The organism is Trichococcus sp. K1Tr, from assembly GCF_028309625.1.
Taxonomy (GTDB): Bacteria; Bacillota; Bacilli; order Lactobacillales; family Aerococcaceae; genus Trichococcus.
The window spans coordinates 561,349-587,062 of record NZ_JAQMHR010000002.1 but is presented as its reverse complement, the minus strand read 5'-3'; the positions used below and the strand labels follow the sequence as shown (position 1 = coordinate 587,062).

21 protein-coding genes are annotated in these 25,714 nt (G+C 46.4%); 9 read left to right on the top strand and 12 right to left on the bottom strand.

From position 1 onward, the window contains the following. The first annotated feature begins 97 nt into the window (after positions 1-97). Together pdxS and pdxT are read left to right on the top strand one after the other, a co-directional pair. Positions 98-988 (top strand): pyridoxal 5'-phosphate synthase lyase subunit PdxS, encoded by an 891-nt coding sequence (pdxS, locus tag PH235_RS06175; RefSeq protein WP_272161496.1) that lies wholly within the window; start codon positions 98-100, stop codon positions 986-988. Between the two features lie 2 nt (positions 989-990). Next, positions 991-1,563 (top strand): pyridoxal 5'-phosphate synthase glutaminase subunit PdxT, encoded by a 573-nt coding sequence (pdxT, locus tag PH235_RS06170; RefSeq protein WP_272161495.1) that lies wholly within the window; start codon positions 991-993, stop codon positions 1,561-1,563. Between the two features lie 105 nt (positions 1,564-1,668). Here pdxT and PH235_RS06165 read toward each other — a convergent pair whose 3' ends face one another. The 7 genes from PH235_RS06165 to PH235_RS06135 form a co-directional block, all read right to left on the bottom strand. After that, positions 1,669-3,276: a DUF1593 domain-containing protein gene (locus PH235_RS06165; RefSeq protein WP_272161494.1), complete on the bottom strand. Its 1,608-nt coding sequence runs from the start codon at positions 3,274-3,276 to the stop codon at positions 1,669-1,671. A 188-nt stretch (positions 3,277-3,464) separates the two neighbouring features. Then, positions 3,465-4,874 (bottom strand): 6-phospho-beta-glucosidase, encoded by a 1,410-nt coding sequence (locus tag PH235_RS06160; protein WP_272161493.1) that lies wholly within the window; start codon positions 4,872-4,874, stop codon positions 3,465-3,467. 11 nt (positions 4,875-4,885) lie between these two features. Next, positions 4,886-6,307: a glycoside hydrolase family 1 protein gene (locus tag PH235_RS06155; RefSeq protein WP_272161492.1), complete on the bottom strand. Its 1,422-nt coding sequence runs from the start codon at positions 6,305-6,307 to the stop codon at positions 4,886-4,888. Positions 6,308-6,601: 294 nt separating this feature from the next. Beyond that, positions 6,602-8,542, bottom strand: a complete 1,941-nt coding sequence (locus PH235_RS06150; protein WP_272161491.1) for a beta-glucoside-specific PTS transporter subunit IIABC — start codon at positions 8,540-8,542, stop codon at positions 6,602-6,604. 133 nt (positions 8,543-8,675) lie between these two features. Continuing rightward, positions 8,676-9,515 carry a BglG family transcription antiterminator LicT gene (gene licT / locus PH235_RS06145; protein ID WP_272161490.1) on the bottom strand — a complete coding sequence of 280 codons (840 nt, stop codon included), beginning with the start codon at positions 9,513-9,515 and terminating at the stop codon, positions 8,676-8,678. Positions 9,516-9,873: 358 nt separating this feature from the next. After that, complete coding sequence (locus tag PH235_RS06140) at positions 9,874-10,530, bottom strand: YczE/YyaS/YitT family protein (protein WP_272161489.1); 657 nt, start codon at positions 10,528-10,530, stop codon at positions 9,874-9,876. 31 nt (positions 10,531-10,561) lie between these two features. Continuing rightward, positions 10,562-11,212 carry a pentapeptide repeat-containing protein gene (locus PH235_RS06135; RefSeq protein ID WP_272161553.1) on the bottom strand — a complete coding sequence of 217 codons (651 nt, stop codon included), beginning with the start codon at positions 11,210-11,212 and terminating at the stop codon, positions 10,562-10,564. Between the two features lie 140 nt (positions 11,213-11,352). Here PH235_RS06135 and guaD point away from each other — a divergent pair, with 140 nt between their 5' ends. Then, positions 11,353-12,714, top strand: a complete 1,362-nt coding sequence (guaD, locus tag PH235_RS06130; protein WP_272161552.1) for a guanine deaminase — start codon at positions 11,353-11,355, stop codon at positions 12,712-12,714. A gap of 157 nt (positions 12,715-12,871) precedes the next feature. After that, on the top strand, positions 12,872-13,252 hold the full coding sequence (gene gloA / locus PH235_RS06125; RefSeq protein WP_272161488.1) for a lactoylglutathione lyase: 381 nt from the start codon (positions 12,872-12,874) through the stop codon (positions 13,250-13,252). Between the two features lie 133 nt (positions 13,253-13,385). Here the strand turns inward: gloA and PH235_RS06120 are convergent, their stop codons facing one another. Next, on the bottom strand, positions 13,386-14,699 hold the full coding sequence (locus PH235_RS06120) for a uracil-xanthine permease family protein (protein WP_272161487.1): 1,314 nt from the start codon (positions 14,697-14,699) through the stop codon (positions 13,386-13,388). A 487-nt stretch (positions 14,700-15,186) separates the two neighbouring features. On the opposite strand from PH235_RS06120, the gene PH235_RS06115 reads away from it, so the two are divergent. Both PH235_RS06115 and PH235_RS06110 read left to right on the top strand, forming a co-directional pair. Then, positions 15,187-16,077 (top strand): DegV family protein, encoded by an 891-nt coding sequence (locus PH235_RS06115; RefSeq protein WP_272161486.1) that lies wholly within the window; start codon positions 15,187-15,189, stop codon positions 16,075-16,077. A 28-nt stretch (positions 16,078-16,105) separates the two neighbouring features. Continuing rightward, positions 16,106-16,522, top strand: coding sequence for a bis(5'-nucleosyl)-tetraphosphatase (locus tag PH235_RS06110; RefSeq protein WP_272161485.1), 417 nt, complete (start codon positions 16,106-16,108; stop codon positions 16,520-16,522). A 255-nt stretch (positions 16,523-16,777) separates the two neighbouring features. On the opposite strand, the gene PH235_RS06105 is transcribed toward PH235_RS06110, so the two are convergent. Continuing rightward, a complete protein-coding gene (locus tag PH235_RS06105; protein WP_272161484.1) occupies positions 16,778-17,491 on the bottom strand; it encodes a GntR family transcriptional regulator in 714 nt (237 codons plus the stop codon). Between the two features lie 300 nt (positions 17,492-17,791). Here PH235_RS06105 and PH235_RS06100 point away from each other — a divergent pair, with 300 nt between their 5' ends. Beyond that, on the top strand, positions 17,792-19,042 hold the full coding sequence (locus tag PH235_RS06100; RefSeq protein ID WP_334223631.1) for an IS110 family transposase: 1,251 nt from the start codon (positions 17,792-17,794) through the stop codon (positions 19,040-19,042). A 374-nt stretch (positions 19,043-19,416) separates the two neighbouring features. On the opposite strand, the gene PH235_RS06095 is transcribed toward PH235_RS06100, so the two are convergent. The 3 genes from PH235_RS06095 to PH235_RS06085 are packed head-to-tail and all read right to left on the bottom strand — an operon-like array spanning position 19,417 to position 24,684. Beyond that, positions 19,417-21,492: a DEAD/DEAH box helicase gene (locus PH235_RS06095; protein WP_272161483.1), complete on the bottom strand. Its 2,076-nt coding sequence runs from the start codon at positions 21,490-21,492 to the stop codon at positions 19,417-19,419. Beyond that, entirely contained in the window at positions 21,492-22,820 is a 1,329-nt protein-coding gene (locus PH235_RS06090; protein WP_272161482.1) for a BREX system ATP-binding domain-containing protein, read from the bottom strand. The genes PH235_RS06095 and PH235_RS06090 overlap by 1 nt, the downstream gene beginning before the upstream one ends. Beyond that, positions 22,813-24,684, bottom strand: a complete 1,872-nt coding sequence (locus PH235_RS06085; protein WP_272161480.1) for a tellurite resistance TerB C-terminal domain-containing protein — start codon at positions 24,682-24,684, stop codon at positions 22,813-22,815. Before PH235_RS06085 ends, PH235_RS06090 begins: the two co-directional genes overlap by 8 nt. 318 nt (positions 24,685-25,002) lie before the next feature. Here PH235_RS06085 and PH235_RS06080 point away from each other — a divergent pair, with 318 nt between their 5' ends. Then, entirely contained in the window at positions 25,003-25,194 is a 192-nt protein-coding gene (locus PH235_RS06080; RefSeq protein WP_119093775.1) for a type II toxin-antitoxin system HicA family toxin, read from the top strand. Then, positions 25,195-25,623 (top strand): type II toxin-antitoxin system HicB family antitoxin, encoded by a 429-nt coding sequence (locus PH235_RS06075; RefSeq protein ID WP_272161479.1) that lies wholly within the window; start codon positions 25,195-25,197, stop codon positions 25,621-25,623. The last annotated feature ends 91 nt before the right edge of the window (positions 25,624-25,714 follow it).

Sequence of the window (25,714 nt, the reverse complement as noted above, 5' to 3'; positions counted from 1 at the left end):
GGAAACAGTCCAATTGGATGTAGGTGTTTCTGAAAAAAGGGATTATGATTTAACCATTCTTTAATCATTTTATCATTTAAAACCAGGAGGAATATTTATGACAACAAAAATCATCGGTTCAGAAAAAGTAAAACGCGGGATGGCCCAAATGCAAAAAGGCGGCGTCATCATGGATGTCGTGAACGCAGAGCAGGCACGGATCGCTGAAGCGGCTGGTGCCGTTGCGGTCATGGCTTTGGAGCGCGTGCCTTCGGATATCCGCGCCGCTGGAGGTGTTGCCCGGATGGCGGATCCCACCATCGTCGAGGCAGTGATGAACGCCGTGAGCATTCCCGTCATGGCGAAAGCCCGCATCGGCCACATCACCGAAGCCCGCATCCTGGAAGCGATGGGCGTCGACTACATCGACGAGAGCGAAGTGCTGACCCCTGCCGATGAGGAATTCCACCTTTTGAAATCGGACTATACCGTTCCTTTCGTCTGCGGCTGCCGCAATCTGGGTGAAGCCTTGCGCCGGATTGGTGAAGGGGCTTCGATGCTGCGTACGAAAGGCGAGCCGGGGACCGGCAATATCGTGGAAGCCGTCCGCCATATGCGCAAAGTCAACGGCCAAATCCGCCAATTGATCACGAAATCGGACGATGAACTGATGACATTCGCCAAGGAAATCGGAGCTCCTTACGAATTGGTCAAGGAAATCAAACTACTCGGAAAACTTCCGGTCGTGAACTTTGCAGCTGGTGGTGTCGCAACACCTGCTGATGCAGCCCTGATGATGAGCTTGGGTGCGGACGGCGTCTTCGTCGGATCCGGCATCTTCAAAGCTGAAAATCCCGAAAAATTCGCCCGTGCCATCGTCCGTGCGACAACCAATTACGAAGACTATGCCTTATTGGCCGAGCTTTCCAAAGGCTTGGGCGAACCGATGAAAGGGATCGACATCAGCACCCTCCATGCCTCCGAACGCATGCAGGAAAGAGGCTGGTAAGCATGACGAAAAAAATCGGCGTATTGGCCTTGCAGGGTGCCGTCACGGAGCACCTGCAGGCACTGACTAAATTGGGAGTCACCGCGACTGCCGTCAAGCTGCCCGCCGATCTGGAAGATCTGGACGGACTGATCATCCCAGGCGGCGAATCGACCGCCATCGGCCGTTTAATCCGCGAACAGCATCTCGAGGACCCGTTGCGGGCGTTTTACGCAGCCGGCAAAGCGATTTTCGGCACTTGCGCTGGATTGATTCTTTGCAGCACGGACAGCAGTCACGCACCTGAAGAATTGCGGCTCGGCTTCATCGACATCGCAGTCGAACGGAACGGCTTCGGACGCCAAGTCGACAGTTTCGAAGCCCTGCTGCCTTTTGAAGGCATCCCCGAACCGGTGGAATCCGTCTTCATCCGCGCCCCTTACATCCGCACAGTCGGAAATGGAGTCCGCGTGCTTGCAAGCATCGAGGGCAAAATCGTAGCGGCCGAAAACGACCAGATTCTGGTCACCGCCTTCCATCCGGAATTGACGGATGATCTGTCTGTGTTCGAGTACTTTTTGGAAAAAATCAGCTGAGAGAGATTCATATAGGCATTTATCGCTCTAGCGCCTTCGAACAAACTAATAAAAACGGAAAGACAAGCAAGTTTCAGCAACTTGCTTGTCTTTCCGTTTGTCTTTCTATTTAACGGTTAAGATTACTCTCTGGTAATGTTTCAATCCGTGGGTACCGTCGTCTTGTACTTCTGCAATAATATGAATAGTGTCTCCTGATTTAGCATCTTCCGGAACAGTAAAGGTTACAGTGTCAGTGTCACTTCCGGATAATGCAATCGTATCCGTGGCTTCCCCTTCTGCTAAGTCACGATGAAGACCCAATTGCAATCCACTGGTTACATCAGCTACTGCCTCAAGAGGTTCAACTGTGGAATCTTCATAGGTATCCGCTTCAAAGTATCTCCACCAGCTGTAAGTCAAGTTATCCCCATCCGGATCAGTCGCATTAGCGTGCAAGGTCACCTCTTCACCTTTTTCGACTTCCAAATCTATCCCTTCATCCACTGTCAGAGCTGGATTGTGGTTAGCGTCTTCATAATCAGCAGTAATGGTCCAATCCGCACGAGCCGCAAAGTCGCTTTGAATATCATCAAACCAACGCATCAATGAATATTCAGCCTCGTATCTTTCTGTGTATGGGTCAAAGTCCAGAACTGTATTGCGGTATAATTGTTCAGTTTCAGCGCCGAATCTTCCTCCCCATCCGCCAAATGATGGATCTTCCATACTTCTAAGCCCGTTGTCAATCAGATAGAAGAAGGAAGGGGAATCGCCCTCTGAAATAAAATCATACTGACTGTATTGCGGATTGTTTTGGAGATATTCTTCAGATCCGCGTTGTTCCTCTGGCAGTTCGCCTTCCAGGATGTTTCCGTCCCCCATCAGTGCATACATTTCAAGTAAAGAGCCATGACCATTTTTGATGTTTTCGTAGTTCCAGTCTCCCTGCAGCTTGCTGTTCACTTCATCCGTATGGAATTTCCAAGCATAAGCGAAGTGCCAGAAATTGGATTGATCGTTGATGATGCGGATATCAGGCCAGTTTGTAGCGATATACGAACTGTAACTTTCATCCTGATCCAGAATGATATAGAGAACGAGTTTATCACTAACAGCTTGTTTTATCGTTTCCCATTCATCCGTATTCTCGTACTCTTCCTGAATGGATTTCAATGCGCGTGCTGTGGTATTGGTTCCACCCCATGTCTGTACGTACAGGTCGCTCTCATCATCCTCCAAGAACAGTTCTTTTAAAAATTCGGAGCCTTCTGTTACTTGTTCCATTTCTCCCGCATTCGTAATATTGCCGATTTTGGTCACATCGCGAATATAATCCGGTTCTGGATAGCCTTCCGCGTGCGTAATCAAATTTGGATAAGCCTCTTCATAAGCGTCCGTCATGTTGCTGAGCCATTCTGTTCCGGTCCATCGGAATGGCTCTATTCCAGCTTCCTCATCACCGGCATAATGGTACATGGAGCTTGTCAGGACAATCCCTTCCAGTTCTATTTCATTCGCATACAGGAAATACCTCAACATGGAATTCATGTCATCTACTTCGCCATCTGTCGTAATCACGGTACGGGCCTTTACTTTCTCTTGCGTTTGCTCTTGTGCCACTCCGCTTTCACTCTCTTCGGAAACAGCTGACTGTGAACCGCTGTCGCATCCTGTCAATAAGAGTGCACCAATCAATGATGCGGTGATCGTTACTGCTGTCTTCTTTTTCATCTAATTACTCCTCCTAGTAGTTGACTGATATTTTCTTAGGCCAACGCCCACCATCTTTCGGAATGCGTTTACATTATTATGCGATAATAAATTTGTCATGAATATATACTACAAATGCAGCAAAACGCTCTGATGCCATAGCGTGACATTCGAGCGTTTTACTGTATTTTGTTGTAGTGTTATTCTAACTAATCCAAATCTTCGCCATTGCTGGCGATGGCTTTTTGGTACCAGTAGAAGGAATCCTTCTTCAGGCGATCCAAGCTGCCTGAACCGTCGTTATTGCGGTCCACATAGATGTAGCCGTAGCGTTTCGCCATCTCGCCCGTCCCGGCTGAAACCAGGTCGATGCAGCCCCAAGATGTGTAGGCGACAAGATCGACGCCGTCCAGCACGATCGCATCACGCATCGCTTTGACGTGGTCGCGGAGGTAGGAGATGCGGTAATCATCATGGATTTGGCCATCGATGATTTCATCCACAGCTCCCAAACCGTTTTCCACCACCATCAGCGGCAGTTGGTAACGGGAGTGGAAAGTGTTCAAAGCGACGCGCAGACCCAATGGATCGACTTGCCAGCCCCACTCCGATTCCGCCAAGTATGGGTTCTTCTCGCCCATCAAGGCATTGCCTTCACCCGGCACGCCGGATTGCGCAAAGCTGGCTGCGCTGGAAGCATAGTAGCTGAAGGAAATGAAATCGACAGTATGTGCGGCCAAGATTTCCTCGTCGCCTTGTTCGAACGCAACGTTGATGCCCTTAGTGGCGAAATAAGCCAGTTTGCTCGGCGGGTAATACCCGCGGGCATGGACATCTGAGAAGAACAGTTTTTCTTCTTCTTTTCGTTGCGCAGACCAAACGTCTTCCGGTTTTGCCGATAACGGATAGACCGGCGCATAGGCGATCATGCAGCCGATGCGGTTCTCCGGATCGATTGCCCGCGCAGCCTTCGTCGCCAAAGCGCTGGCGACGAACTGGTGATGCAAAGCTTGGTACATGATTTCTTCCTGGCTTTCGCCCGCTTCGGCTTTCGAACCGATCGAGATCTGCGGCAGGAATGTCGCCATGTTGATTTCGTTGAAGGTCAGCCAATAGTTGACTTTCCCTTGATAGCGTTCAAACACCGTTGTAGCATATCTTTCAAAAAAACCGATCAGTTTGCGGTTTTTCCAGCCGCCGTAGTGGTCGACCAGATATTGCGGCATTTCGAAATGCGAGATCGTCACCAATGGTTCGATGCCGTATTTCGCCAATTCATCGAAGACATCATCGTAAAATGCCAAGCCGGCTTCGTTCGGTTCCAGTTCATCGCCATTCGGGAAAATCCGCGTCCAAGCGATGGACATCCGGAACATCCGGAAGCCCATTTCGGCGAACAAAGCGATATCTTCCTTGTAGCGGTGATAGAAATCGATGCCGATATGCGAAGGGTAATAGTCACCGACACCAGCGAAACGTTCGGCAAAGTCGCGCGAGCAGGTCAGTTGGTCGATGACCGACGGGCCTTTCCCATCAGCGTCCCAACCTCCTTCAAATTGATTGGCGGCAGTAGCGCCGCCCCAGAAGAAACCTTCCGGAAATCCTTTACCTGCTGACATGACAATTCCTCCTATTTCTGTACCAAAGATGCGCCGTTTGTTGCGATGACTTCTTTGTACCAGTTGAATGATTTTTTCTTGTAACGGTTCAATGTGCCGGATCCGTCGTCGTGACGATCGACATAGATGAAGCCGTAACGTTTCTTCAATTCCGCAGTCGAAGCGCTGACCAGATCGATACAGCCCCATGTTGTGTAGCCCATCAAATCGATACCGTCCGCGATTGCTTCAGCAACCTGCACCAAGTGATCGTTCAGGTACTGGATGCGGTAGTCATCGTTGACCGTCAGTTGGCCGTCTTCACCCTTGACCAGTTCATCGACCGCGCCCAAGCCGTTTTCGACGATGAACAATGGTTTTTGATAGCGATCCCAGAAGGCATTCAGAATGATGCGCAGTCCTTTCGGATCGATCTGCCATCCCCATGCAGACGCTTCCAGATAAGGATTCATTACGCCACCAAGAATATTTCCTGTACCCTTCACTTTCTTGGACTGATCTGCTGTTTCAGTCGAGCTCATGTAGTAGCTGAAGGAAACGAAATCAACCGTATTTTTCAGTATTTCTTCATCTTCCGGTGTGATGTTCAGTTCGATGCCATGCTCACGGAAATAGCGCTTCATGTAACCAGGATACGTGCCGCGTACATGCACATCCGAGAAGAAGAAGTTTTGACGGTCCGCTTCCATCACGGCGATGACATCATCCGGATGGGAAGTCAACGGATAGGTAGGCATAGCGATGACCATGCAACCGATCTGAAAGTCCGGATTGATTTCGTGGCCGATTTTAGTCGCCAAAGCACTGGCTACCAACTCATGGTGGCAGGCTTGGTACAAGTCCTGCTTCGACAGTTGATCTGGTGGCGTTGAGATGCCGCCGCTCATAAATGGAGCATGGACGATCGAGTTGATTTCATTGAACGTCAGCCAGTACTTCACCTTGTCTTTGTAGCGCGTGAAGACCGTGCGCACATAGTTCTCATAGAAGCCGATCATTTTGCGGTTGATCCAGCCATCGTATTCCCTTGAAAGGTGCAGTGGCGTTTCGTAATGCGACAGCGTGATCAGCGGCTCGATGCCGTATTTCGCCAATTCATCGAACACGTCATCGTAGAACTGCAGGCCAGCTTCGTTCGGCTCGGTTTCGTCGCCGTTCGGGAAGATGCGTGTCCAAGCGATCGATGTGCGGTAGGTTTTAAAGCCCATTTCCGCAAACAATGCGATATCTTCCTTGTAGCGGTGGTAGAAGTCGATCCCTTCCAGTTTCATGTTGTCCGGCGTCGGTCCGTCAGTGATGATTCCCCCAAAACCGCCTTTCGGTGTTACCTCCTGAACGGAAAGCCCCTTTCCATCAACATTATAAGCACCTTCGTATTGGTTTGCGGCCGTTGCGCCACCCCATAAAAATCCTTTTGGAAATACTGTTTGCATGTGATCGCTCCTATTCTTTTCTGGTTCTATTTTATGCACGGGTCTGACTCATTGCGGGACAGCCCCGAATTATGAAAACTCATCCCAAATGGGTTCGGGCGCCTGAGACCACAAACCAAATTCCCGAATATCTGGTTATTATTCGGGAATCGGACTTGCGGTCTAGGTTTTTTTCCCGGATATCTGGTTTTTATCCGGGAATATTGCTTACGCTTGAGAACGATTTCCCGAATACATGGGCTTCATTCATTACAAATATTTGTGATTGATTCCGATTTCACGGATATCTTATGTTTATGCGATGGCCGTCAGCAGATAGTCGCCTTCGGACAGTTCAGCTTCTTTCGTAGTGATGATATCTAGATAATCATTACTGTTCGTGATGATGATTGGTGTGATGATTTCGTAACCAGCTTTCTGAATCAGATCGATGTCAAATTCCAACAGCAATTGACCAGCAACGACTTTATCACCTTGTTGAACATGGCTAGTAAAACCTTTTCCTCCCAGTTGGACTGTATCCATACCGACATGAATCAAAATTTCCGTTCCATTTTCAGTCGTCAAACCGATAGCATGCTGTGTCGGGAATAAAAGTGTTACGGTCGCATTTGCAGGAGCATAAACTTCGCCAACTGTAGGGCGGATTGCAATTCCTTTTCCAAGAGCACCAGACGAAAACGCTTCGTCCGAAACGTCTGATAAAACAACCATTTCTCCAGTCATAGGACTTGCGATCAAATCTTTTTCAGCTGCCGCGCTCAAATCTCTTTTCATTGCTTCAACGACTGCAGAGTTTGCATCAATTGTTGTTGCAGCTGTTGCAGTTTCTCCGTAAAGGACTGGGATTTTCGAGAAGTAAACAAACAGGAATCCTAGAACAAGACCGACGATACATACAATAACGGAAATCCATAAATTCAAATTAACGGCTCCACTTGGATCCAAATAGCTTGGGATAGCGAAAATACCAAGACCACCCATGCGATAACCAGTAAGTTTGAATGCGCCTGCGATCATACCGGCGATCCCACCGGCTATACAGCTCAATTGGAATGGACGCTTCATCGGTAAGCTGATACCATAAATGGCAGGTTCAGTAACTCCGAACAAGGCAGAAATGATTGCCGGGATACTCAATTGTTTTACCTTTGGTTCTTTTGTCTTTAGATATATCGCAAGGATGGCACCCATCTGTGCGAATGATACACCTAATACGGTAGATAAAAGTTGGTCATATCCTTGGGTTGCCAGGTTGTTGATGAATATTGGTATGAAACCCCAGTGTAAACCGAACATGACAAATACTTGCCAGCCGCCACCCAAAAGCCCGCCTGCAACAATCGGACTCAAGTTATAGATCCAAGCTACCGCACTTCCGACCAGTGTTGCTGCCCACGTGGAAAGCGGTCCGATCAGCAAAACAGTTAACGGGACGATAATCATCAAAGTGAAGAACGGTACCAAGAAAAGCTTCACGACATCCGGGATTAATTTTTTAAGCAATTTCTCAACTTTCGAACCCATGAATACCGCAAAGAGAATTGGAACGACGGATGAAGCATAGCTCATCATGATGACAGGCAGACCCAAGAATGTCATGTAGATAGGCGATTCGAAGATAGAGCCTGCGAATAGCGTATACAATGGATCCATTCCTGCAGGGTTAGCCAAACCTGGATAAACCATTGCCGCAGCGACACCCATTGCTGTGAAACTGTTCATATTGAAACGTTTGCTTGCAGTATATGCCAGGAAAATAGGCAAGAAGTTGAAGAAACCATCACCGGCTGCTTGAAGTAGAATATAAGTACCATCAGTCGCTGGAATTCCTACGGCCAAAAGCAATGCCGCAAATCCTTTCAGCATCCCTGTTGCTGCTAACGGTCCTAAGATCGGTTGAAAAATTTTTGAAATCATATCGATGAACTGATTGAACAGACTACCCTTTGGACCATCATCTTCAGCAGCTACCTCACCGCCGCCATTCAATCCGCCGACTGCATTAACAGCTTCATAAACATCCGGTACGTGGTTGCCGATTACGACTTGATATTGGCCGCCACTTTGGATGACGGTAACAATGCCTTCGCGTTTTTTCAGGTATTCCGTATCCGCTTTGCTTTCGTCAACCAATTTGAAACGCAGACGGGTCACGCAATGTGCTAAGCTACGGACATTTTCTTTACCGCCGATATGATCTACAATATCTTTTGCTAATTCTTCATACTTCATGTTATATCCCTCTTTTTCTATTATTTTTTATAAAAAAAACCTAAATAGAGAGCATGGGAATTTCTTCCGCTGCTGTCTACTTAGGTTTTGCCTGCTTTACCAGTAACAATCCTCTTGAGAGCATTTTAGGTATTCACTTTTGCTGCACGACCCGATGGATATGGATCGTGAGGTAAACAAGTTCGTCGGTCCCAACTTGGAAATGGTGGGCAGCTCCGACATATGTCGATATTTTGTTGGCACACGTATAGGCAGCCGGATAGTTTGCCTTCACTTGCTCCACCAAGAAGGTGTCCGGAGCCGTCTGGAAAACTTCTCCCATGACGACCCGCTGCGCAAAATACTGCAGATGGGTGTAGAAACGATTATAGGAAATCGATTCTTCATCGAAGGCGACTCCGAAATGCAAGCGGACGATGTTCAGGATGTCCTGAACGATCCGGGTCACTTTCATTGTCTCTTCGATCAATTGCCCTTCCTTCTGCGCATTCACGAAATGAAGAGCGATGGATGTCGCTTCGTCAGGTGCCATCATGACACCTGTATGTTCCGCGATGAGTTCAAGCCCAATTTTGCCGAGCTCGTATTCCCTTCGATAAAACTTCTTCACTTCGAAGGCCAAAGGATTGGTCAAAACAATCCCTTCCTTTGTCCGCTGGATGGCGTAATGGATATGGTCAGCAAGCGTCAGGTAGACGTTTGCTTGGAAGATATGATTCAGCCTTGTCTCGGCCTCTTGGATGATCTTAAAAATGGCATCTGATTCTTCTTGCGGTAAATCTTGATAAATGGCCTTTAATTGATCAGCTGAATCATTTTCCTGAATGACGAAGGTCTTCTCGATCAAAGACTTGTCGAAAGAGTCACCTGGCTTTTTCTGGAAACCGAGCCCTTTTCCCATCACAATGACTTCGGATGAGTCTTCAGATTTCGCCAAGACCACGTTGTTATTGTAGACTTTTTCAATCTTCATCGATTATCCCCATTCCCCCTTCCATTAAAAAAAACCTAAACTAACACCAAATGATGTGCACATCATCTCGTATCAATTTAGGTTTTGCCTGCACAACCAGTAACAATCCTATGAACAACATGTTAGCACTTCCAACAAAAAGATGCAAGCCCTTTCCTTAAAAAAATCTCATTTTCATTTAGCATGTTGGTGGAACAGCATTTTTTTGAAAACAGATGTTATTCGCTTTATGACTAGTGTGTTGCGGAGCAGCATTCTGCGGTACAAAGATGGATTCTTTGCGTTTATTCATGTTTTTGCCCGACATTCTGACTTCTGATGACAAAAGTGGCTGCCTCGCTAGGAGGCAGCCACTGCATTAAGCCCGTTCTTTGGTTGTCATCATTTTCTGGAAAACGAAGCGGCTGTTCAATCGGTTCGCGAAATCCTGCGTCACCGTACCGGTGAACAGCATGGCGAATATGGTCCCGAGCCCGACTCCAGCGATTCCTTCCAGAAACAACAACGAGAAGACAACGCTCAACCCGACGCAGACGGCATCGAATCCCGTCTTCATCTGTTTCACGGTGAGCCCAAAATGCTCGGACATCTCACGTACGAACAAATCGAATGGAAGAGCCGGCAAGTGGCAATTCAGCATCAGACTGATCCCGAGCGACAACATGAAAAATCCGGTGAAAAAGAACACGATTCGCAGCGGCATGTTTGCGACGATGCCCGAAAAAAGCAATTCAAAGAAATCCAGCAGGTAGCCGAAAAGCAAAGCCAATGCAATTGAAAAAACATAACCCAAAAATTTCCGCGTGATCAGAGCCATCACCACCACAAGGACCACTTGGAAGAGAAAGTTCCAGCTGCCGATTGTCACGTGCGCAAACATTTCGTTCAACACCACCGGCACGGATGAAATCGTCGACACCCCTAATTCACTCTTAATCATCAACGACACGGCAATGGCGTTGCACATCACGCCCATCGCCAAAGCAAGTTCACTTGCCAAAACTTTTTTCTCCATTTCGTCCTCCTTATTCTATCCTTCACATTTTTTACTTTTTGATGACCAACCCGAGCATCACAACAAAGGCTAGCGCCTGTTCTTCGCTGACGATTGCGCCTTTGAGATCCTCAAGTGTAACGCTGATGCGCTCGAATCGGCAACTGCTGATATCGATCGCCTTCAAAGGCGTTCCCGTGAAATTGATTCCGGACAGTTCGCACTCCGAAAAATCGATTTTCTTTAGTTTGCAGGTATAAAAATCGGCTTCATTCAGGCGACAGTTTTCGTAACGGACATTCTTCTGCTTGCTGAATCCCAAAGCCGCCATCTGCAGATTGCATTCCCGGAAGAGCACGTCCTCGAAGACCCCTTCGGTCATCGAGGTACCGATGAGGCGGCAATTAACGAAGCGGACCCGCTTCATCGTCACTTCATCCAGCTGCACATTGGCGAAATCGCAGCTCTCGAAGATGACATCCCGCAAGTACAATTGCGGCACTGTCGCTTCGCTGAAAGTCACGTTCTGGAATCTGACTTCGGTGAACTCCACTCCCCGTCTGTCGCCAAGGTCGATGGCAGTGTCTTTGAAGTGGGCATGCTCAATGTATGGTTCATCCGGATCGAAACAGTCGGCAAAATTTATATCAGGCAAATCCTTTGGTATTGCGGGTTCCATGATCTTTACGGGCACTTGCTTCATTCCTTCCAAAAAGTTCTCTTACTCTAAGTATACCTGAATAATCGTCGCTTAGATATCATTGCTTTCGCGATCTGCTCTTTCATCTACAGTGCTATAATGAAGGTAAAGAAGCAAGCTAAGGGGGAATTAGGATGGATCGCATATTTGACAAGGTGTTTCGGGGAACGGCCTTCACCAGCAGGTCGCCGCAGGAAGTGAGTGCATTGGAGGATTGTCTGTTTTGTCTGGATGAGGAAGGCGTGATCCGGCGCATCCTGAAGCCACAGGATTCTGATTACGGAACGATTTTGGCTGCCTACGGCGGGACCGAAAAATTCCGCGAGCTTGCTGACGGACAGTATTTCCTGCCGGGGTTCATCGATCTGCACATCCATGCACCGCAATGGGCTCAGGCCGGCACCGCCATGGACATCCCTTTGCATGATTGGCTGGAAACCTATACCTTCCCGCTGGAATCGAAATTCTCCGATCTGGATTTTGCCCGCAAAGTCTACCAGGATCTTGTCGCTACATTGTTGGCTAATGGAACGACGACTGCGCTCTATTTCGCGACCGTACACAAGGAAGCCAGCTATCTGTTGGCCCAAATCTGCGCCGAAAAAGGCCAACGCGGACTGGTCGGGAAAGTGGTCATGGACGACAAGGAAGAGAATCCAGCGTATTACCGGGATGAAAGCACGGAAGCCGCTTTGGCGGACACGGAAAGTTTCATCCAGTTGGTCCAGAAATTGGACAAGACGACCAAACAAGGCGTGTACCCGGTCGTGACTCCCCGCTTCATCCCGAGCTGTACGGACGAAGCACTGGCGGGCCTGGGCGAGTTAGCGAAAAAATACGGCACGCACATCCAATCGCATTGCAGCGAAAGCGATTGGGAGCACAACTATGTCCTCGATCGGATGCACAAGAGCGATACGTTTGCACTCCATGAGATGGGCCTTCTGCAGGAAAAAGCGGTCATGGCTCATGCCGTCTTCCTTTCGGATGCAGATGCCGATTTGTTTGCCGAAACCGGCACAGCAATCGCCCATTGTCCGATTTCAAATGTCTGCTTCTCAAACGGTGTTCTTCCCGCTGCCCGTTTCACTCGGAAAGGGATAGACATCGGCTTGGGCACGGACATCTCCGGAGGCTTCTCCCCCAGCCTTTTCGACAACATCCGTCAGGCTGTCATCTCATCGAGAATGCTGGAGGAAGGCGTCGATCCGTCGTTACCCGCTGCGGAACGCGGCCTGCCGCATTCGCGGATTTCCGCCAACGAGGCATTTTACTATGCGACTGCCGGCGGAGGACAGAGCCTGAGCCTGCCGATCGGACGCTTGGAGGAAAATTACGTCTGGGATGTCCAAGTGATCGACGTCAACGCGCCTCACGCCAAGCTGCAGATTTTTGAGGAAGGGATTTCCATTGAAAACCTGCTTCACAAAATCCTTTTCTTGAGCCGTCCGGAAAACATCCGCGAGGTTTGGGTCCAAGGCGAATGCGTGCATAAAAGGTTGTAATTTTGTCAATGAATGCTCGCATTAACAGATTAAACTCTGTGCTTTTGCCTATTGATATATTAGAAAGCAATATAGAAGATAACATGGAGGTGAATAAAATGCCTATATGATCTATTCATGTTAGAATTATATTAAGAAACTATTGGAGGATGATATTATGGACCAAAAACTCGTTGAGATTTGCCTGCGTGTCAGAGATATTGATGCCACTTTAAACTTCTATACGAAGCTATTTGATTTTGAAGTTGCCAGCCACAGAAAATTCCCTGAAGATAAGTTTGATTTAATTTATCTTAATTCTCCCGGTTCTTCTGTACAAATCGAACTCACTTACAATTACGATGCCGAGCCATACAATTTAGGAAATGGCTTCAGTCATTTAGGTGTAACTGTCAGTGACTTAGAAAAAATGCATGAAGTTTGTAAAGCTTCTGCTTACGAAACAGGTGAGTTAAAAGGACTTTCAGGCGGCACACCGACTTATTTCTTTGTGACGGACCCTGATGGCTATCGAATTGAAGTAAAGCGCGCAAAATAATTTTTCGAATATTTTAAATGAAAGCATATCGGTTTTTGACAATATGCTTTCATTTACTCAAAAAGAAACACGCAAGCAGCCCAGCGGATGCTTGCGTGTTTCTTTTCATTCAAGCTGCTCAAGCAGCGTATGTTCAGGCTTTTTCTTTCAAAATGATGTTCAGTACCAACGCGACGATTGTTCCTGCGGAGATACCGGATGAGAACAATCCGCTCAAGATACCCGGCAATTGCGCTACTGTATCCGGAACAAAGGAAACACCCAGACCGACACCCAATGCAGAAGCGACGATGATCATGTTGCGGTTGTTGAATTCAACGCGTGACAGTGATTGCACACCGGCAGCGGCAACCGTACCGAACATCAAGATGCCGGCACCACCCAAAACAGGTTGCGGCATGATGGAGATCAAAGTAGCAAATTTAGGGAACAGGCTCATCACGATCATGATGATACCGCCCATGATGGCTACTTTACGGGAAGCATTGCGGGTCAACGGAATCAATCCAGCATTTTGGCTGAATGTTGCGGCAGGACCGGAACCGATGAAAGGCGCGATGAACGAGCCGAAACCATCCGCACGGACACCGGCAGCGATTCTTTCATCCGTCAGTTTCGTTTCGGTAACGGCGCCTAAAGTCTGCATAACACCAACTGTTTCAATGACTGTTACCAGATAGCCGGATACAAAAGGAATCGCGTATTCAAGTTTAAAATCAGGAACTCCGAATTTGAAGAACTGTGGTAAGGCAAACCATTCAGCGGCAACGACTTGGCCGAAGTCGACCATCCCCAACGGAATGCAGACGACATAACCAATTGCGGCACCGATCAATACAGCAGCTGGCGCGATTTTGCTTGGTCCGTAATGGTTGATCAAAGCGATGATAAGGAATACGAGAACTGCGATACCGATATTCACCGGATTACCGAAATCCTCAGATCCGAAACCGCCGCCTGCCCAGCCCATCGCAACGGACATCAGCGTCATCCCCATCAAAGAGATAACTGATCCAGTCACTACCGGCGGGAAAAATTTCAACAACGGTTTTACGAAATAACTCAAAATAATTTCCAACAAAGCACCCAGCATCGTTCCGCCAAGATAGGCAGTGATGCCGCCCGCACCGATGACGGCAGCAGCTGGCGCCACAAAAGCAAAGTCAGTTCCCATGATTGTCGGCAAGCCTGCACCGACGCGGAACCATTTCGGACCAAAACCTTTTGATTGAATGATTGAAACGATGCCCGAAGCCAAAAGCGCCGCGCTGACCATATAAGCAGTATCCTCAACCCCGAAACCTGCGATCCCGGCAATGATAAGCGGTACTGCCACTAAACCACCGAAAGCGGTGATGACGTTCTGAAATCCTAAAACGATTGTCGTGCCTAAATCCGGTTTATCTTCCACACCGTAAGTCAGGCCTGTATGTACTTTCTCTTCCATGCTTCTCCTCCTGATAACGAACATTAATGATTGCAAAACAAAATATAATTCGTTTATTAACGACAAATAAAATTATATCGATATCACATACAATTGTAAAGTGTAAATACCGAATTATAAGGGCTTTCATTATGAGAATCTTCACATCTTCGGGCTTAATCGGGGTTAAAAGCGAACGTTACGGATATTTTCTGGGTATTTGTATTGAAAATGACGAATTATGGTTTGTAAATCATTGTCAGATACGGGTGCGATGTAGTCTGATTTTTTGTTATACTGTAGTAAATGAAACAGATGAATGGAGCATAAGCAATGAAATCAGAAAAATCATGCGGAGCTATTGTTCTTTCCAGCAATAACGGCAACCGAAACGTTCTCCTGATCAAGCACGAAAACGGCGGCCCCACTGTTCATCTAAGCGCAACGCGTATCGGTTGCGCCTCAAATCAGATCAGGTAGTTATTGCTGAAAAATAAGGAGTGAGATTTTGACGAGATTAATAATTGATTCAACATGTGACCTAAACGAAGCGATGCGCAAGCATCCAAAACTGGAGTACCTGCCGTTAAACATCATCATCGATGGCGAAAGCTACAAGGACGGCATCGAAATCGATTTGGAACGTGTCTACGAAGTGATGCGCAAAGGAGAGATGCCACAGACTTCACAGATTGACATCGCCAGCCTGTTGGAAATATTGGACCGCAACCGTAAAGCCAACGAAGATCTGATTTATTTGTCTTTCTCAAGCGCAATGTCTGGAACACATGCGGTAGCCCACCAAGTATTTGAGATGTACCGGGAAAAATTCCCGGAGATGAAGCTAACCTTGATCGACTCGCAAGGCGGTTGCGGCGGTGCTAGCTTGGCTGCCATCCAAGCCCTGAACTTGTTGGATAATGGCTATCCCCATGATGAAGTTGCACAAACCATCCAAGAAATCGTTGCGTATACTTCCTATTCCTTCACAATCGCCAATCTGGACTGGCTCCAGAAAGGTGGCCGCATCAATAAAGTAACAAGCGTCATCGGTGACAATCTGAACATCAAGCCTTTGTTGACCGTTAAGGCCGGCAAAATCGTGATGGACCAACTCCTGCGCGGACATAACCGTGTCTACAAACGTATCATCAAAAAAACGGTCGACCATATCGGTCCCTATCAAGATCAACTCGTTGTCATCAGCCATGTGGGCGATCCAGAAATCGCACAAACGCTCAAAGCAATGCTGAGCGAGGCCTTGCCGGAAGCTTCCTTTGTCATATTAAGGGTAAGCGCGGTTCTGGGCGTTCATCTCGGTATCGGTGGTGTCGGTGTCTTCGCCTTATCTCAATTGCCGGAAAGATATGATAGACGCCCTGCGTTTTTGGAAAAGTAAAATGAAACAAATGAATGGAGTAGAAACTATGAAATCAGAAAAATCATGCGGAGCCATCGTGCTCTCCCCAGATAACACAAACCGAAAAGTATTGTTGATCAAACATGAAAACGGCGGCCATTGGGCATTTCCGAAAGGCCATGTTGAGGAAGGCGAAACGGAAATCGAAACAGCATTGAGGGAAATCAAGGAAGAAACCGGCTTGAGCACCGATCTAAGCACCACCTTCCGGAAATCCGTCAGCTACTCGCCGGCTCCCCACGTAATCAAAGAAGTCGTCTACTTCATCGCCTTCGCTCACACAGAAACAATTGAAAAACAGGATGCCGAAGTCACCGACTTCGCCTGGATGCCGTTCAACGAAGCTTTGCAAGCCATCACCTACGATAATGACAAAAGCATCCTGCAGTCCGCCATCGATTTCATTGAAGGCATGAAAAACTGATAAAAGCAAAGAAGGGCCGCCTTATTTTTTTGAGGCGGCCCTTCTTTGCTTAAAATGGAAAAAATAACGTCTTCTTCTCCGGCGAAAGACGGCCTCGCCGGAGGTCATGATGCTTCCAGAGTGTCCTTCTCCGGGGAGCGCAGCGCCACCGGAGGACGGGGCCGATTCAAAATCCCCTGCTCCGTCCAACGACAGCTTCACCGGAGTTCAAGCCACCGAACCGCAGAATCGCAACAGATCCTACAATATTTCAGTTCAATTGCGCGTCAAAATAATTTCGACAGCAAACTTATCGTAGCGATGGACAGAGGTGGAGAACTCAAACGCATGACCGGTATCGAGATAGCCAACCTGCTCGGCTACCGCCACTGGGTCACCATTTTTCAGTCCAAGCTCTTCCGCTTCGAAATCAGTGGCTTTGCGAACGGAAACCGTCCTGTGTGCACTTTGTATTTTCAAATGAAGATCCTTCTCGATGAAATCATAAATGGATCCGTTAATATTTTTTTCCTTGATGTTTGGTATCAGATCAATCGGCATGTAGATTTTTTCCATAACACTCGGTTCATCTTCCACATAACGTACCCGATAGATGTCATACACAAAGCTGCCAAGGGGAATATTCAACTTTTTCGCTGCTTCTTCCGGTACCTTCGCGATTGAAAAATTCAGTATTTTGCTGTGGACCTTCTTTCCGGCATTGAGCGCAGTCGTGCCGCGGAATTGATTCGCCATCGTCACACGCTCTATTTCCTCCAGGTTCAGGTCCTTCACAAAAGTACCTGAGCCTCTCCTCTTGATAACCAGGCCTTCTGCAACCAGAATATCCAATGCTTTTTTGACCGTCATTTTGCTTGCATTGTAATGAATGCACATATCTTTTTCGAAGGGAATCTGTTGATTGGCAACGTACTCCCCTTTTACGATTTTATTCCGAATATCATTGGATATGACGACATATTTTTGCATATTTATAAGCATTCCTTTCGCTTCGCTCAAGGCACAAAACGAAATGAAAATCGTTGCGCCTTCGGCGTATTTTATTATATTCTGCCTCTGTAGAGTAGTTGTACACTACAAATCACGGAGGGTTGAGTAGTCCTATCTGTCATTCGGTAGGACTGCATATTTATATGTGTCATTATTCCTTCAAGTACAAATAAGTGTGACAGTGAGCACGTAAACTTATCTTTGCATAAGCGATCCATATACATAGGAATAATAGTCACTGCAACACTCTACTATCCTTAAAGAAAGGAGGAAAAACCAATGTTGAAGATTGTTTATCCTATCTGTTGTGGAATAGATGTCCACAAAACGTTTGTGGTAGCCTGTATTGCCATTACAGACAACAAGGGGATCACAACTTACAAACGCCATCGCTTTTCCACATTCACACAAGGATTGAGAGAGCTGTCACAGTGGCTAGAGTTGTTCTCTTGTTTTGATGTCTGTATGGAATCTACGGGAAAATACTGGATCCCTGTATACAACATTCTGGAACCTTCGGTTAATATTACCCTTGCGCATCCGAAATATGTGAAAGCAATCCGCGGAAAAAAAACGGATATGAAGGATGCCCAATGGATAGCCGAGTTATTTAAACACGATTTGGTTGCAGGTAGCTTCATGCCTCCACAAACGATTCGTGAGTTGCGTGATTTAATGCGCTACCGGTTCAAATTAACCAACTTTGCGTCCAGTGAAAAGAACAGATTTCAAAATTCTTTAACCGTATCCAACATTCAGATCGCTAGTGTTGTTTCCGACACCTTCGGAAAAAGTGCGTTGAAAATCATCGAACGCATCCTAGAAGATCCTGAGCAGTCCATGCCTACGGCAAAAGAATTAGAGACATTGATTCATGGAAGTTTAATAAAGAAATTACCCGAACTTGAACTGGCAGTGGACGGGTTTATTACACCGGAACAACAAATAAAGCTGAGGATCATTAAAGAACACTTTGACGCATTAACACTCTGCAAAAAACACTTAGAAGAAACCATCCTCGAACTCGCTCAACCTTATCAAAATGAAATTCAAGTCATTCAAACTACTCCCGGTTTTAAAAATGAACTCTCTGCAGTCGCATTAATTTCGGAAATTGGCGTTGATATGTCTGAATTTCATTCCTCTAAACATCTCTGCTCTTGGGCAGGGTTAGCACCCACAAATAATGAAAGTGCAGGAAAGAAAAAATCCGTAAGAATTTCCAAAGCCGGCTGCTACCTCAAACCGTTGCTGGTTCAAATAGCCAATGCCGTTGTCAAAAGTACAAAATATCCTGAAATTAGAAATAAATATCTCAACATCAAAAAGAGAAGGGGCCATAAAAAAGCAATCATCGGTATAGCCCGCAAACTCTTAACGGCTATCTATCATATGTTGAAAAACCAGGAAGTTTATCAGGCTCAACTGTTTTCCGATATGATCGATATCCCTACTTCACGAGAAATAACCACAGAACAAGCTCTGAAATTAATTAAGAGACAGGGCTATAAAATTACAGCCGGGATATGAAACCCTATTACTTACCTTAAGTAAGTGTCAATAGGTTTATTTGGCATACCTTTTTATACGATATAAGACCGATTTTGTTAATTATTATTTTCAAACTTTAACACTGCACCTCTCTTTAGATGTCTAGCTTCCCAGGGGCAAGATCAAATTAAGTAGATCATCTCTAAAAAGTCTATATTTTTAGCATACACAAAATGTGACTTGAAGACAATAATTTCTTCTTCATACTGTCTAAAATCAATAGGCTCCTTCCACCTTTTTACGTTGGCTGGCAGGATCTCAATTCGGCTATTTTCAAGTCCGTCTCCATAGACACGAAAAAAAAGCGCAACACCAAAAACGATGGTTATGCCCTCTTTCGTCGTCTGTCACATTCAAACCGAAAAAAAGTTATTCAGGATCCACTTGATTTTCAAGCTTGTGGGAACCAATTGCATGAATTTTTGATGGGCCGTCAACTCTTCGATGGCCTTCTCATTTTTCTCCAGATACACAACGACAGTATCCAGGGAAACATCCCCTCCAGCAAGTCGTTCCACCATTCTTTTTATGTCGGGACCCGTGATCAAGGAGTGTTTGTCATGCAGTTGATATTTTTCTCCCTCAGCGGCAATGCTCTTGATGAGCAGCAACAACGCGATATTGAACTTAGTCCCCCTGAATGTCACGACACCTATATTCGTCTGGTTATCCTCATACCAATAGTTCCCGTCATCGTAGTAGAGTGCACTCTTGAGAAAATCAAAATCGCGTGTGATCTTGTCATTGTTCAGGGTCTGATACTCTCCCGTCCGCAAGAGTTTTTCCATATTTTCACGCACTTCATTGGAAACGAATCCTTCGTCGCTGATGAATTTCGGGGGCCTTCCTTCTTTCGTCATTTCCACCATGATGCGTTTTGCCTTGACATCGATATCTTTCACGATCCACACCCTGCCCGCCAACAGAATTTTGCTTTCGATTTGGATATCAGGTGTGAACGGCAGACTGCCGATGCGCTCGTGCTGGTAATGGACAGAAAAATCACTGGTCGTGAAAAACAATGCGTAGAAATCCCTGGAACGCAGCAGACGTTCCCCCTCCAAGCCGACAATCGCCTCTTCATCCATTATTTCGATGAAATCTTTTTCCACCATGTAATCAATCAACAGCGTCAAATCCGCATCCGAAATCGCTCTCCAGACCGGAAAGGTTTTATTCAGCTGCAACAATTGCGTCAGCGGCATGCTGACCTTTTGAAAGAGGATTGCCATCACCTGATGCGCCAAAGCATTGTAGGGAGTCTCGATCATTTCTGTGGCATCCAATTCACCACGTTCCAACAAATCCAGTGCGGCGTAGGTCTGCAGCATTTCCCAAGAGTCATCTTCCACAATGTGCAGGATGCTTTGGTGGGTTCTCCGGCCGCTGCGCCCCAGTCTTTGGCTGAGCGAAGAAGTGGACGGAGGGGAGCCGTACTGCACTACGCTGTCCACCGATCCGATGTCTATTCCCAATTCCAAAGTGGAGGTGCAGGTGATCGTGAACAGCTGTTCCTCGTTGTTCTTGGCAAAAAATTCAACCTCTTCACGCAAAAGTTTGTCCACCGATGAATGATGGGCAAAATAGCGGATGGGCGCGTTCTCTTTTTTTGCCATCTTATCCAATTTATGGGTGATTTCTTCCACTCGGTTGCGGGAATTCGGAAAAATCAGCATCGTTTCCGTTTTGGAATACTGATAGATCGCTTCTAAGGATTCCCTTGCGACGAATGGGCCCGCCTCACCACTTGTGTAGTCTATCGTGATGAGCAGATCATTTTTATCACGGTCCACGAGAATATCCGCATCACGATGACTGCCGAAGAAGGCTTTCGCATAACCGAAATCCTTCTTGTTCAAGGTTGCGCTCATCGCGATGAAACGTGGCGCTTGCATGAATTGGCTGATCCGTTGCAGCAGCGATTGCAGGTGAATACCCCGTTCCGTCCCCAGAAAACTGTGCAACTCATCGATGATGATCCATTCCACGCCTTTAAAGAGGTGCTGCGCTTCGCCAGGACGATTCACCAGCATGCCTTCAATCGATTCCGGCGTAATCAACAGAATGCCTTTTGGCTGATTGACAACTTTTCTTTTCTGCGCTTGGGAAACTTCGCCATGCCAGCGCGTGATCGGTATATCCAAATACGCACTGAGTTCGCTGATGCGCTGGAATTGATCATTGATCAGGGCTTTCAGAGGAGAGATGTACAGCACCTTCAGCCCCGTTTCCCAATCTTCCACGCTGTTCAGCGCCGGGATGAATGCAGCTTCCGTTTTCCCGGATGCCGTCGGAGCGGACAGAATAAGGTTATGATCGGTATTGGCAACCTGTTTGATGGCAGCATTTTGAATGCTCGTTAAGCTTGGCCAACCTTTATCATAGATGTATTGCTGGATGTCCCGGCTGAGACTATCAAATGCCTGCATCAGTAAACCTCTATTTCATCGTGGTCATCTACGTCCTTCGCCACAACTGAAGACTTTCTGCCGAAGCGATCGGCAAGAATTTGAGCGAAAGAATGGGCCGGGTTCTGGCGCTGCAAGGACAGAATTTCGATATAGTCCTTGATGACAGACCGCGGCGTCAAAAATGCCGCCGCTCCCGGCCGGTTCAACTGGTCTTCCATGTATTGCTTGATTTCGCTGTCCTTCACCGTCAGCGTCGTTTGATAGGCCGTATTGTAAATTTCCAACAGCTTGGTCAAAAGGATAAAAATCTCTTCCGGTGTCAGCGGCTTCAGATCGATGACAGTACTGTTCACATTGACATAGTCCTTATTTTTCATCAATTCGTTCCCGAAGCGTGTTTTCAAAGCGCCATAGCTGGCCAACCCTCTTCGTTCGTCATATACCGTGTGCTTCGTTGCGCCAAAATTGATGAATAGGCCTTTTGCTTCATTGGTTTTCGTTTCGTTGTACAGATTGAGGATCATTTCATAATTTTTTTCCCGGGTCAAAGAACGGGGTAATTTGTACAGATTGACTGATTCATCAAAGTTTATGACAAAACCCTTGTAGCCGATCTTCAGGAATAATTCCGCCAGATTTTTCAAGGCGATGAGATAGTTTGAGTCATTGATGACGTTCTTGATGCCCAATTCTTTGGAGGCTTCCGTTTTCGTCGTGATATCCCCGCGGATCCAACGAATCGCTTCGATCTGAAGGGACATATTGTCGCCGGCAATCCCCTCGAAATACTTCATCAGCGCTTGCCCAAATTCATAGGAAAGACCCGATGAATAGAAAGAGTTCGTCGTCTTCAGAATGGCATTCTCCACCAATTTCCAATGCGGCTTTTCCAACAAAACGGGAACGATGAGGCTGTTTTCCGCGGCAATCTGCTCGAGCAGAACCTGAATCCATTGCTGGACGATCGTCTCGATGGCATTCCCGTCGCGGTTATTTTTGATGACGATCTTATTGACGACTTCGTTGTACAACGCCAACGCTTTCCCGGATGAATCATAGAAACGACGCGTCGGGGTCAAGTCGATTGTGGAGACAACAAAATTCTTTTGCAGCGCCAACGATTCGATCGTCCGCAAAACAAAACTTTTGCCCGAACCGAAATCGCCTACCCAAAACCGCAGATCACTGTTGCCTTCTTCCAATTTTTGTAAGGTGTCGATGATTTCCTTGACTTCATTGCTCCTGCCCACCAGCACATGCTGTACCCCTTTTACAGGCACAACGCCTGCCTCAAGTGAGGCAATAATCGTTTGGGCATCCTTTTTTCTCAACTTGATTTCAGCCATAGATCCATTCCCTCATTTCTTCCATAAAATCCTCTTCGATGATGACCTGCTGGTGGCTGATCACCAGTACTTGATCATCAAATATTTCATACAACACTTCATTCAATTCAGTCAGGTATGCCTGATGAAGTTTCCCTTTAATTTTTGCCTGTTCCTTAAAATCCACCAAAGATATCCCGTTGTCTGCCACCAACTGTTTCAGGAACAGCATATGCTCAGACTCCTGCTCACTGTCCGTATTTTCGGTCTCTTCTATAGTAGCGGCTGAAATAGATACCGATGTGGAGACCGCACGTTCTGCTTCATTCTGCTCTTCAGCCAGCGACATCTCAATCTCGGAAAAAATATTCAGACTCACAGCCGAATCCAGCCCTTCATCGGTTTTCTCCTCACTCAGGTAGGTATCGACCATATCAATAATGGTATCCAAAGCAGAATGTGATGCGGTGATTAAGGCTGTGTCCAGCTTGATTTCCCTGCGTACCGGTTGAGTGCATTCATTTAGAAGATCCGGCAAACTTTCGATAGGCAGATTTCCATCGAGGAGCAACTGTTGATAATCGGTCTGTCTGGTTGGATGAATGAAGCCATCCCGTTCTTTTTGCAGCGCTTTTGATACCGGCAAAGCTGCCCTTTCCATCAAAAGTATGAAAATGATGCGCTTATCCGCATCATCGCTTTGCTTGATCACCTTCATGGCTATCTTTTTCAAATCCGGATCATTGACAACATCCCCAAGCAGTCCACTGACCTGCTCAAGCGATTGGCTGATGAGCAGATTGGCGGCCTCATGCCAAACAGTCTTGTTCACGTTCCGCAAGGCTGTTACGGTCTGATAATCCAGCTCCAGCTCAACTTTTTGGCTCAGATATATTTGGATCCGCTGGAACGTTTCTGTAGGTAAATATTTTTCCAGGCTCTGCAGGTTTTCCTCAACCGGAACCACGCGGATCCCTTCGATTTCCTGGCGGACCATGTTTTCAGCCAGGAGATAAAGGTCCATTGGCAGCCCGGCTGTTTCTGCCCAGATACGCTCATCATCCAGCGGCAATCGGAAATATTTCCTAAAATAATTATTGGGCTTGATTTTCCACTTGATGGATCCATCCTCCAGATTGTGCAACACAATCTGCATGAGGTCTGCGTATTTCCGCAAACAAAGGCTCATGACAGCCGGTACTTCCGTAAACCTCGTCACCCTTTTCCGCAGGTTGTTGAAATACTCCATTTCAATCCCGTCAAAAATTTGCTTGTCGCGCAACATTCCTGATGGATCCCACCAAACGATTTTGGTGCCGAATTGTGTCAATCCAAATTTATCCCTGGTCTCCTCATCCGGAAAGGGTAAATTTTCCCGGTACGCTTCTAACTCATGCGTAAGGATTTTTTGGATGTCTCTGGACAGCATGGTTCTCAGGTCATACGAAAAAAACACAGACACGTGGACATTATCCAGCCTGTAAGTAGAACAGACCACCTCTCTGGATAGCCGATAGATTTCGTCAAAAGCAGTCACATGGTAATAGTATCGCTCATATTTCACGTGTTTGATGTTCTTATGCTTTTTTTTGAGCTCAACATCGACGACAGTGCATAATCTTTCAAATAATGCACTAACCACTTCCTCGATTTGCTTTGTAAAATTGTCATTCAATCTTACTGGTGGCGAAACGTAGCTGATCCAAGCTTTTCCCGCAGCCTTTTTCTCGGCTTTCTTTTGAGCTATTTTCTGACGTTCCTGCTCCACGATGAGATCTCTTGGTTTGATGAAAGACTCCTCATTATTCACCAATTCAATGATCGATATCTTTTCTTCTTCAGTAAGCTTCTTATTTTTGAATATTTTATTTATGAAATCGAACATTTTGGAGGTCCCCCTTCCCCAGTCACAGTAAAGATACGTCCTAAGTATACGTCTATTGGAGCGCATATTCAAGAACGCTTGTTCTATGAATTTTGGATTAAAGCCCTGTTCAATTGCCTTAGAGTTAGATTGGCGAAACACGGTCCGAAATAAGTTGCACATAGACGAAATTTTAAAGTTTCCAGAGTATATTTCCGTATATTCTAGAAGATTGATGGAATAGGTAAAATCTGTAGAATTAGATTGTTTCAATGAATCACAGAATTGATAAATGCGCATAGTGCGTATATAATGTAAATATGGACAGGAGTTGCAGAGATGCCACAGACAGCCAGACAAGTTTTGAAGTTATTGAAGGAGCATGGGTTCATTGAAGTTCGCATCATTGGTGACCATCATCGTTACGAAGATGGCAAAGGTCATAAAGTAACAGTGCCTTACAGTGGTCTCAAAGATGAAATAGCTCCTGGCACTTACAACAATATTCTGAAGCAAGCCGGACTAAAATAAATGATTTATATAGAGGGGGAAATTATTATGGCGCACACGCACTATGTTGCTTATCCAGCTGTTCTCGACGATAGCGAAAATGATACAGGAACATACACAGTAACCTTTCCGGATGTACCGGGCGCAATTTCCGAAGGAGTCGGAATTCCCGATGCACTGGCCAACGGCGCTGAAGCATTGGAATTGATGCTTTATGATGAAAAAAACCTACCAACAGCATCTCACTTATCAGATGTCCAAGCCGATAATCCCAAAGCGATTGTGAGCTATATTATGGTTGATCTTATTGCAGCCGCTAAAAAAGTAAAAATGCCTGTTGTCAGAAAAAATACAACGATTCCTGTCGATTTGGCTGAAAAAGCTGAAGAAGCCGGCATCAACTTTTCCGCAACATTAACAGAAGCATTGAAAGAAAAATTAAGAGTCTAGTTCGCTGGACTCTTTTTTCATATACATGTTCCCATCACATAAAGCACAAGTGCATGAGAATAACCATAAAAAAAATGAATTTTGAGCTCTT

Coding starts and splice junctions, on each gene's coding strand:
- PH235_RS06120 (WP_272161487.1), bottom strand. CDS start 14,699: ATGGAAGAGAAAGTACATACAGGCCTGACTTACGGTGTGGAAGATAAA.
- PH235_RS06105 (WP_272161484.1), bottom strand. CDS start 17,491: ATGCAAAAATATGTCGTCATATCCAATGATATTCGGAATAAAATCGTA.
- PH235_RS06165 (WP_272161494.1), bottom strand. CDS start 3,276: ATGAAAAAGAAGACAGCAGTAACGATCACCGCATCATTGATTGGTGCA.
- pdxS (WP_272161496.1), top strand. CDS start 98: ATGACAACAAAAATCATCGGTTCAGAAAAAGTAAAACGCGGGATGGCC.
- PH235_RS06095 (WP_272161483.1), bottom strand. CDS start 21,492: ATGCAGGCATTTGATAGTCTCAGCCGGGACATCCAGCAATACATCTAT.
- pdxT (WP_272161495.1), top strand. CDS start 991: ATGACGAAAAAAATCGGCGTATTGGCCTTGCAGGGTGCCGTCACGGAG.
- PH235_RS06140 (WP_272161489.1), bottom strand. CDS start 10,530: ATGGAGAAAAAAGTTTTGGCAAGTGAACTTGCTTTGGCGATGGGCGTG.
- PH235_RS06090 (WP_272161482.1), bottom strand. CDS start 22,820: ATGGCTGAAATCAAGTTGAGAAAAAAGGATGCCCAAACGATTATTGCC.
- PH235_RS06110 (WP_272161485.1), top strand. CDS start 16,106: ATGAAATCAGAAAAATCATGCGGAGCCATCGTGCTCTCCCCAGATAAC.
- PH235_RS06160 (WP_272161493.1), bottom strand. CDS start 4,874: ATGTCAGCAGGTAAAGGATTTCCGGAAGGTTTCTTCTGGGGCGGCGCT.
- licT (WP_272161490.1), bottom strand. CDS start 9,515: ATGAAGATTGAAAAAGTCTACAATAACAACGTGGTCTTGGCGAAATCT.
- PH235_RS06100 (WP_334223631.1), top strand. CDS start 17,792: ATGTTGAAGATTGTTTATCCTATCTGTTGTGGAATAGATGTCCACAAA.
- PH235_RS06150 (WP_272161491.1), bottom strand. CDS start 8,542: ATGAAGTATGAAGAATTAGCAAAAGATATTGTAGATCATATCGGCGGT.
- gloA (WP_272161488.1), top strand. CDS start 12,872: ATGGACCAAAAACTCGTTGAGATTTGCCTGCGTGTCAGAGATATTGAT.
- PH235_RS06155 (WP_272161492.1), bottom strand. CDS start 6,307: ATGCAAACAGTATTTCCAAAAGGATTTTTATGGGGTGGCGCAACGGCC.
- PH235_RS06135 (WP_272161553.1), bottom strand. CDS start 11,212: ATGAAGCAAGTGCCCGTAAAGATCATGGAACCCGCAATACCAAAGGAT.
- PH235_RS06085 (WP_272161480.1), bottom strand. CDS start 24,684: ATGTTCGATTTCATAAATAAAATATTCAAAAATAAGAAGCTTACTGAA.
- PH235_RS06075 (WP_272161479.1), top strand. CDS start 25,195: ATGATTTATATAGAGGGGGAAATTATTATGGCGCACACGCACTATGTT.
- PH235_RS06080 (WP_119093775.1), top strand. CDS start 25,003: ATGCCACAGACAGCCAGACAAGTTTTGAAGTTATTGAAGGAGCATGGG.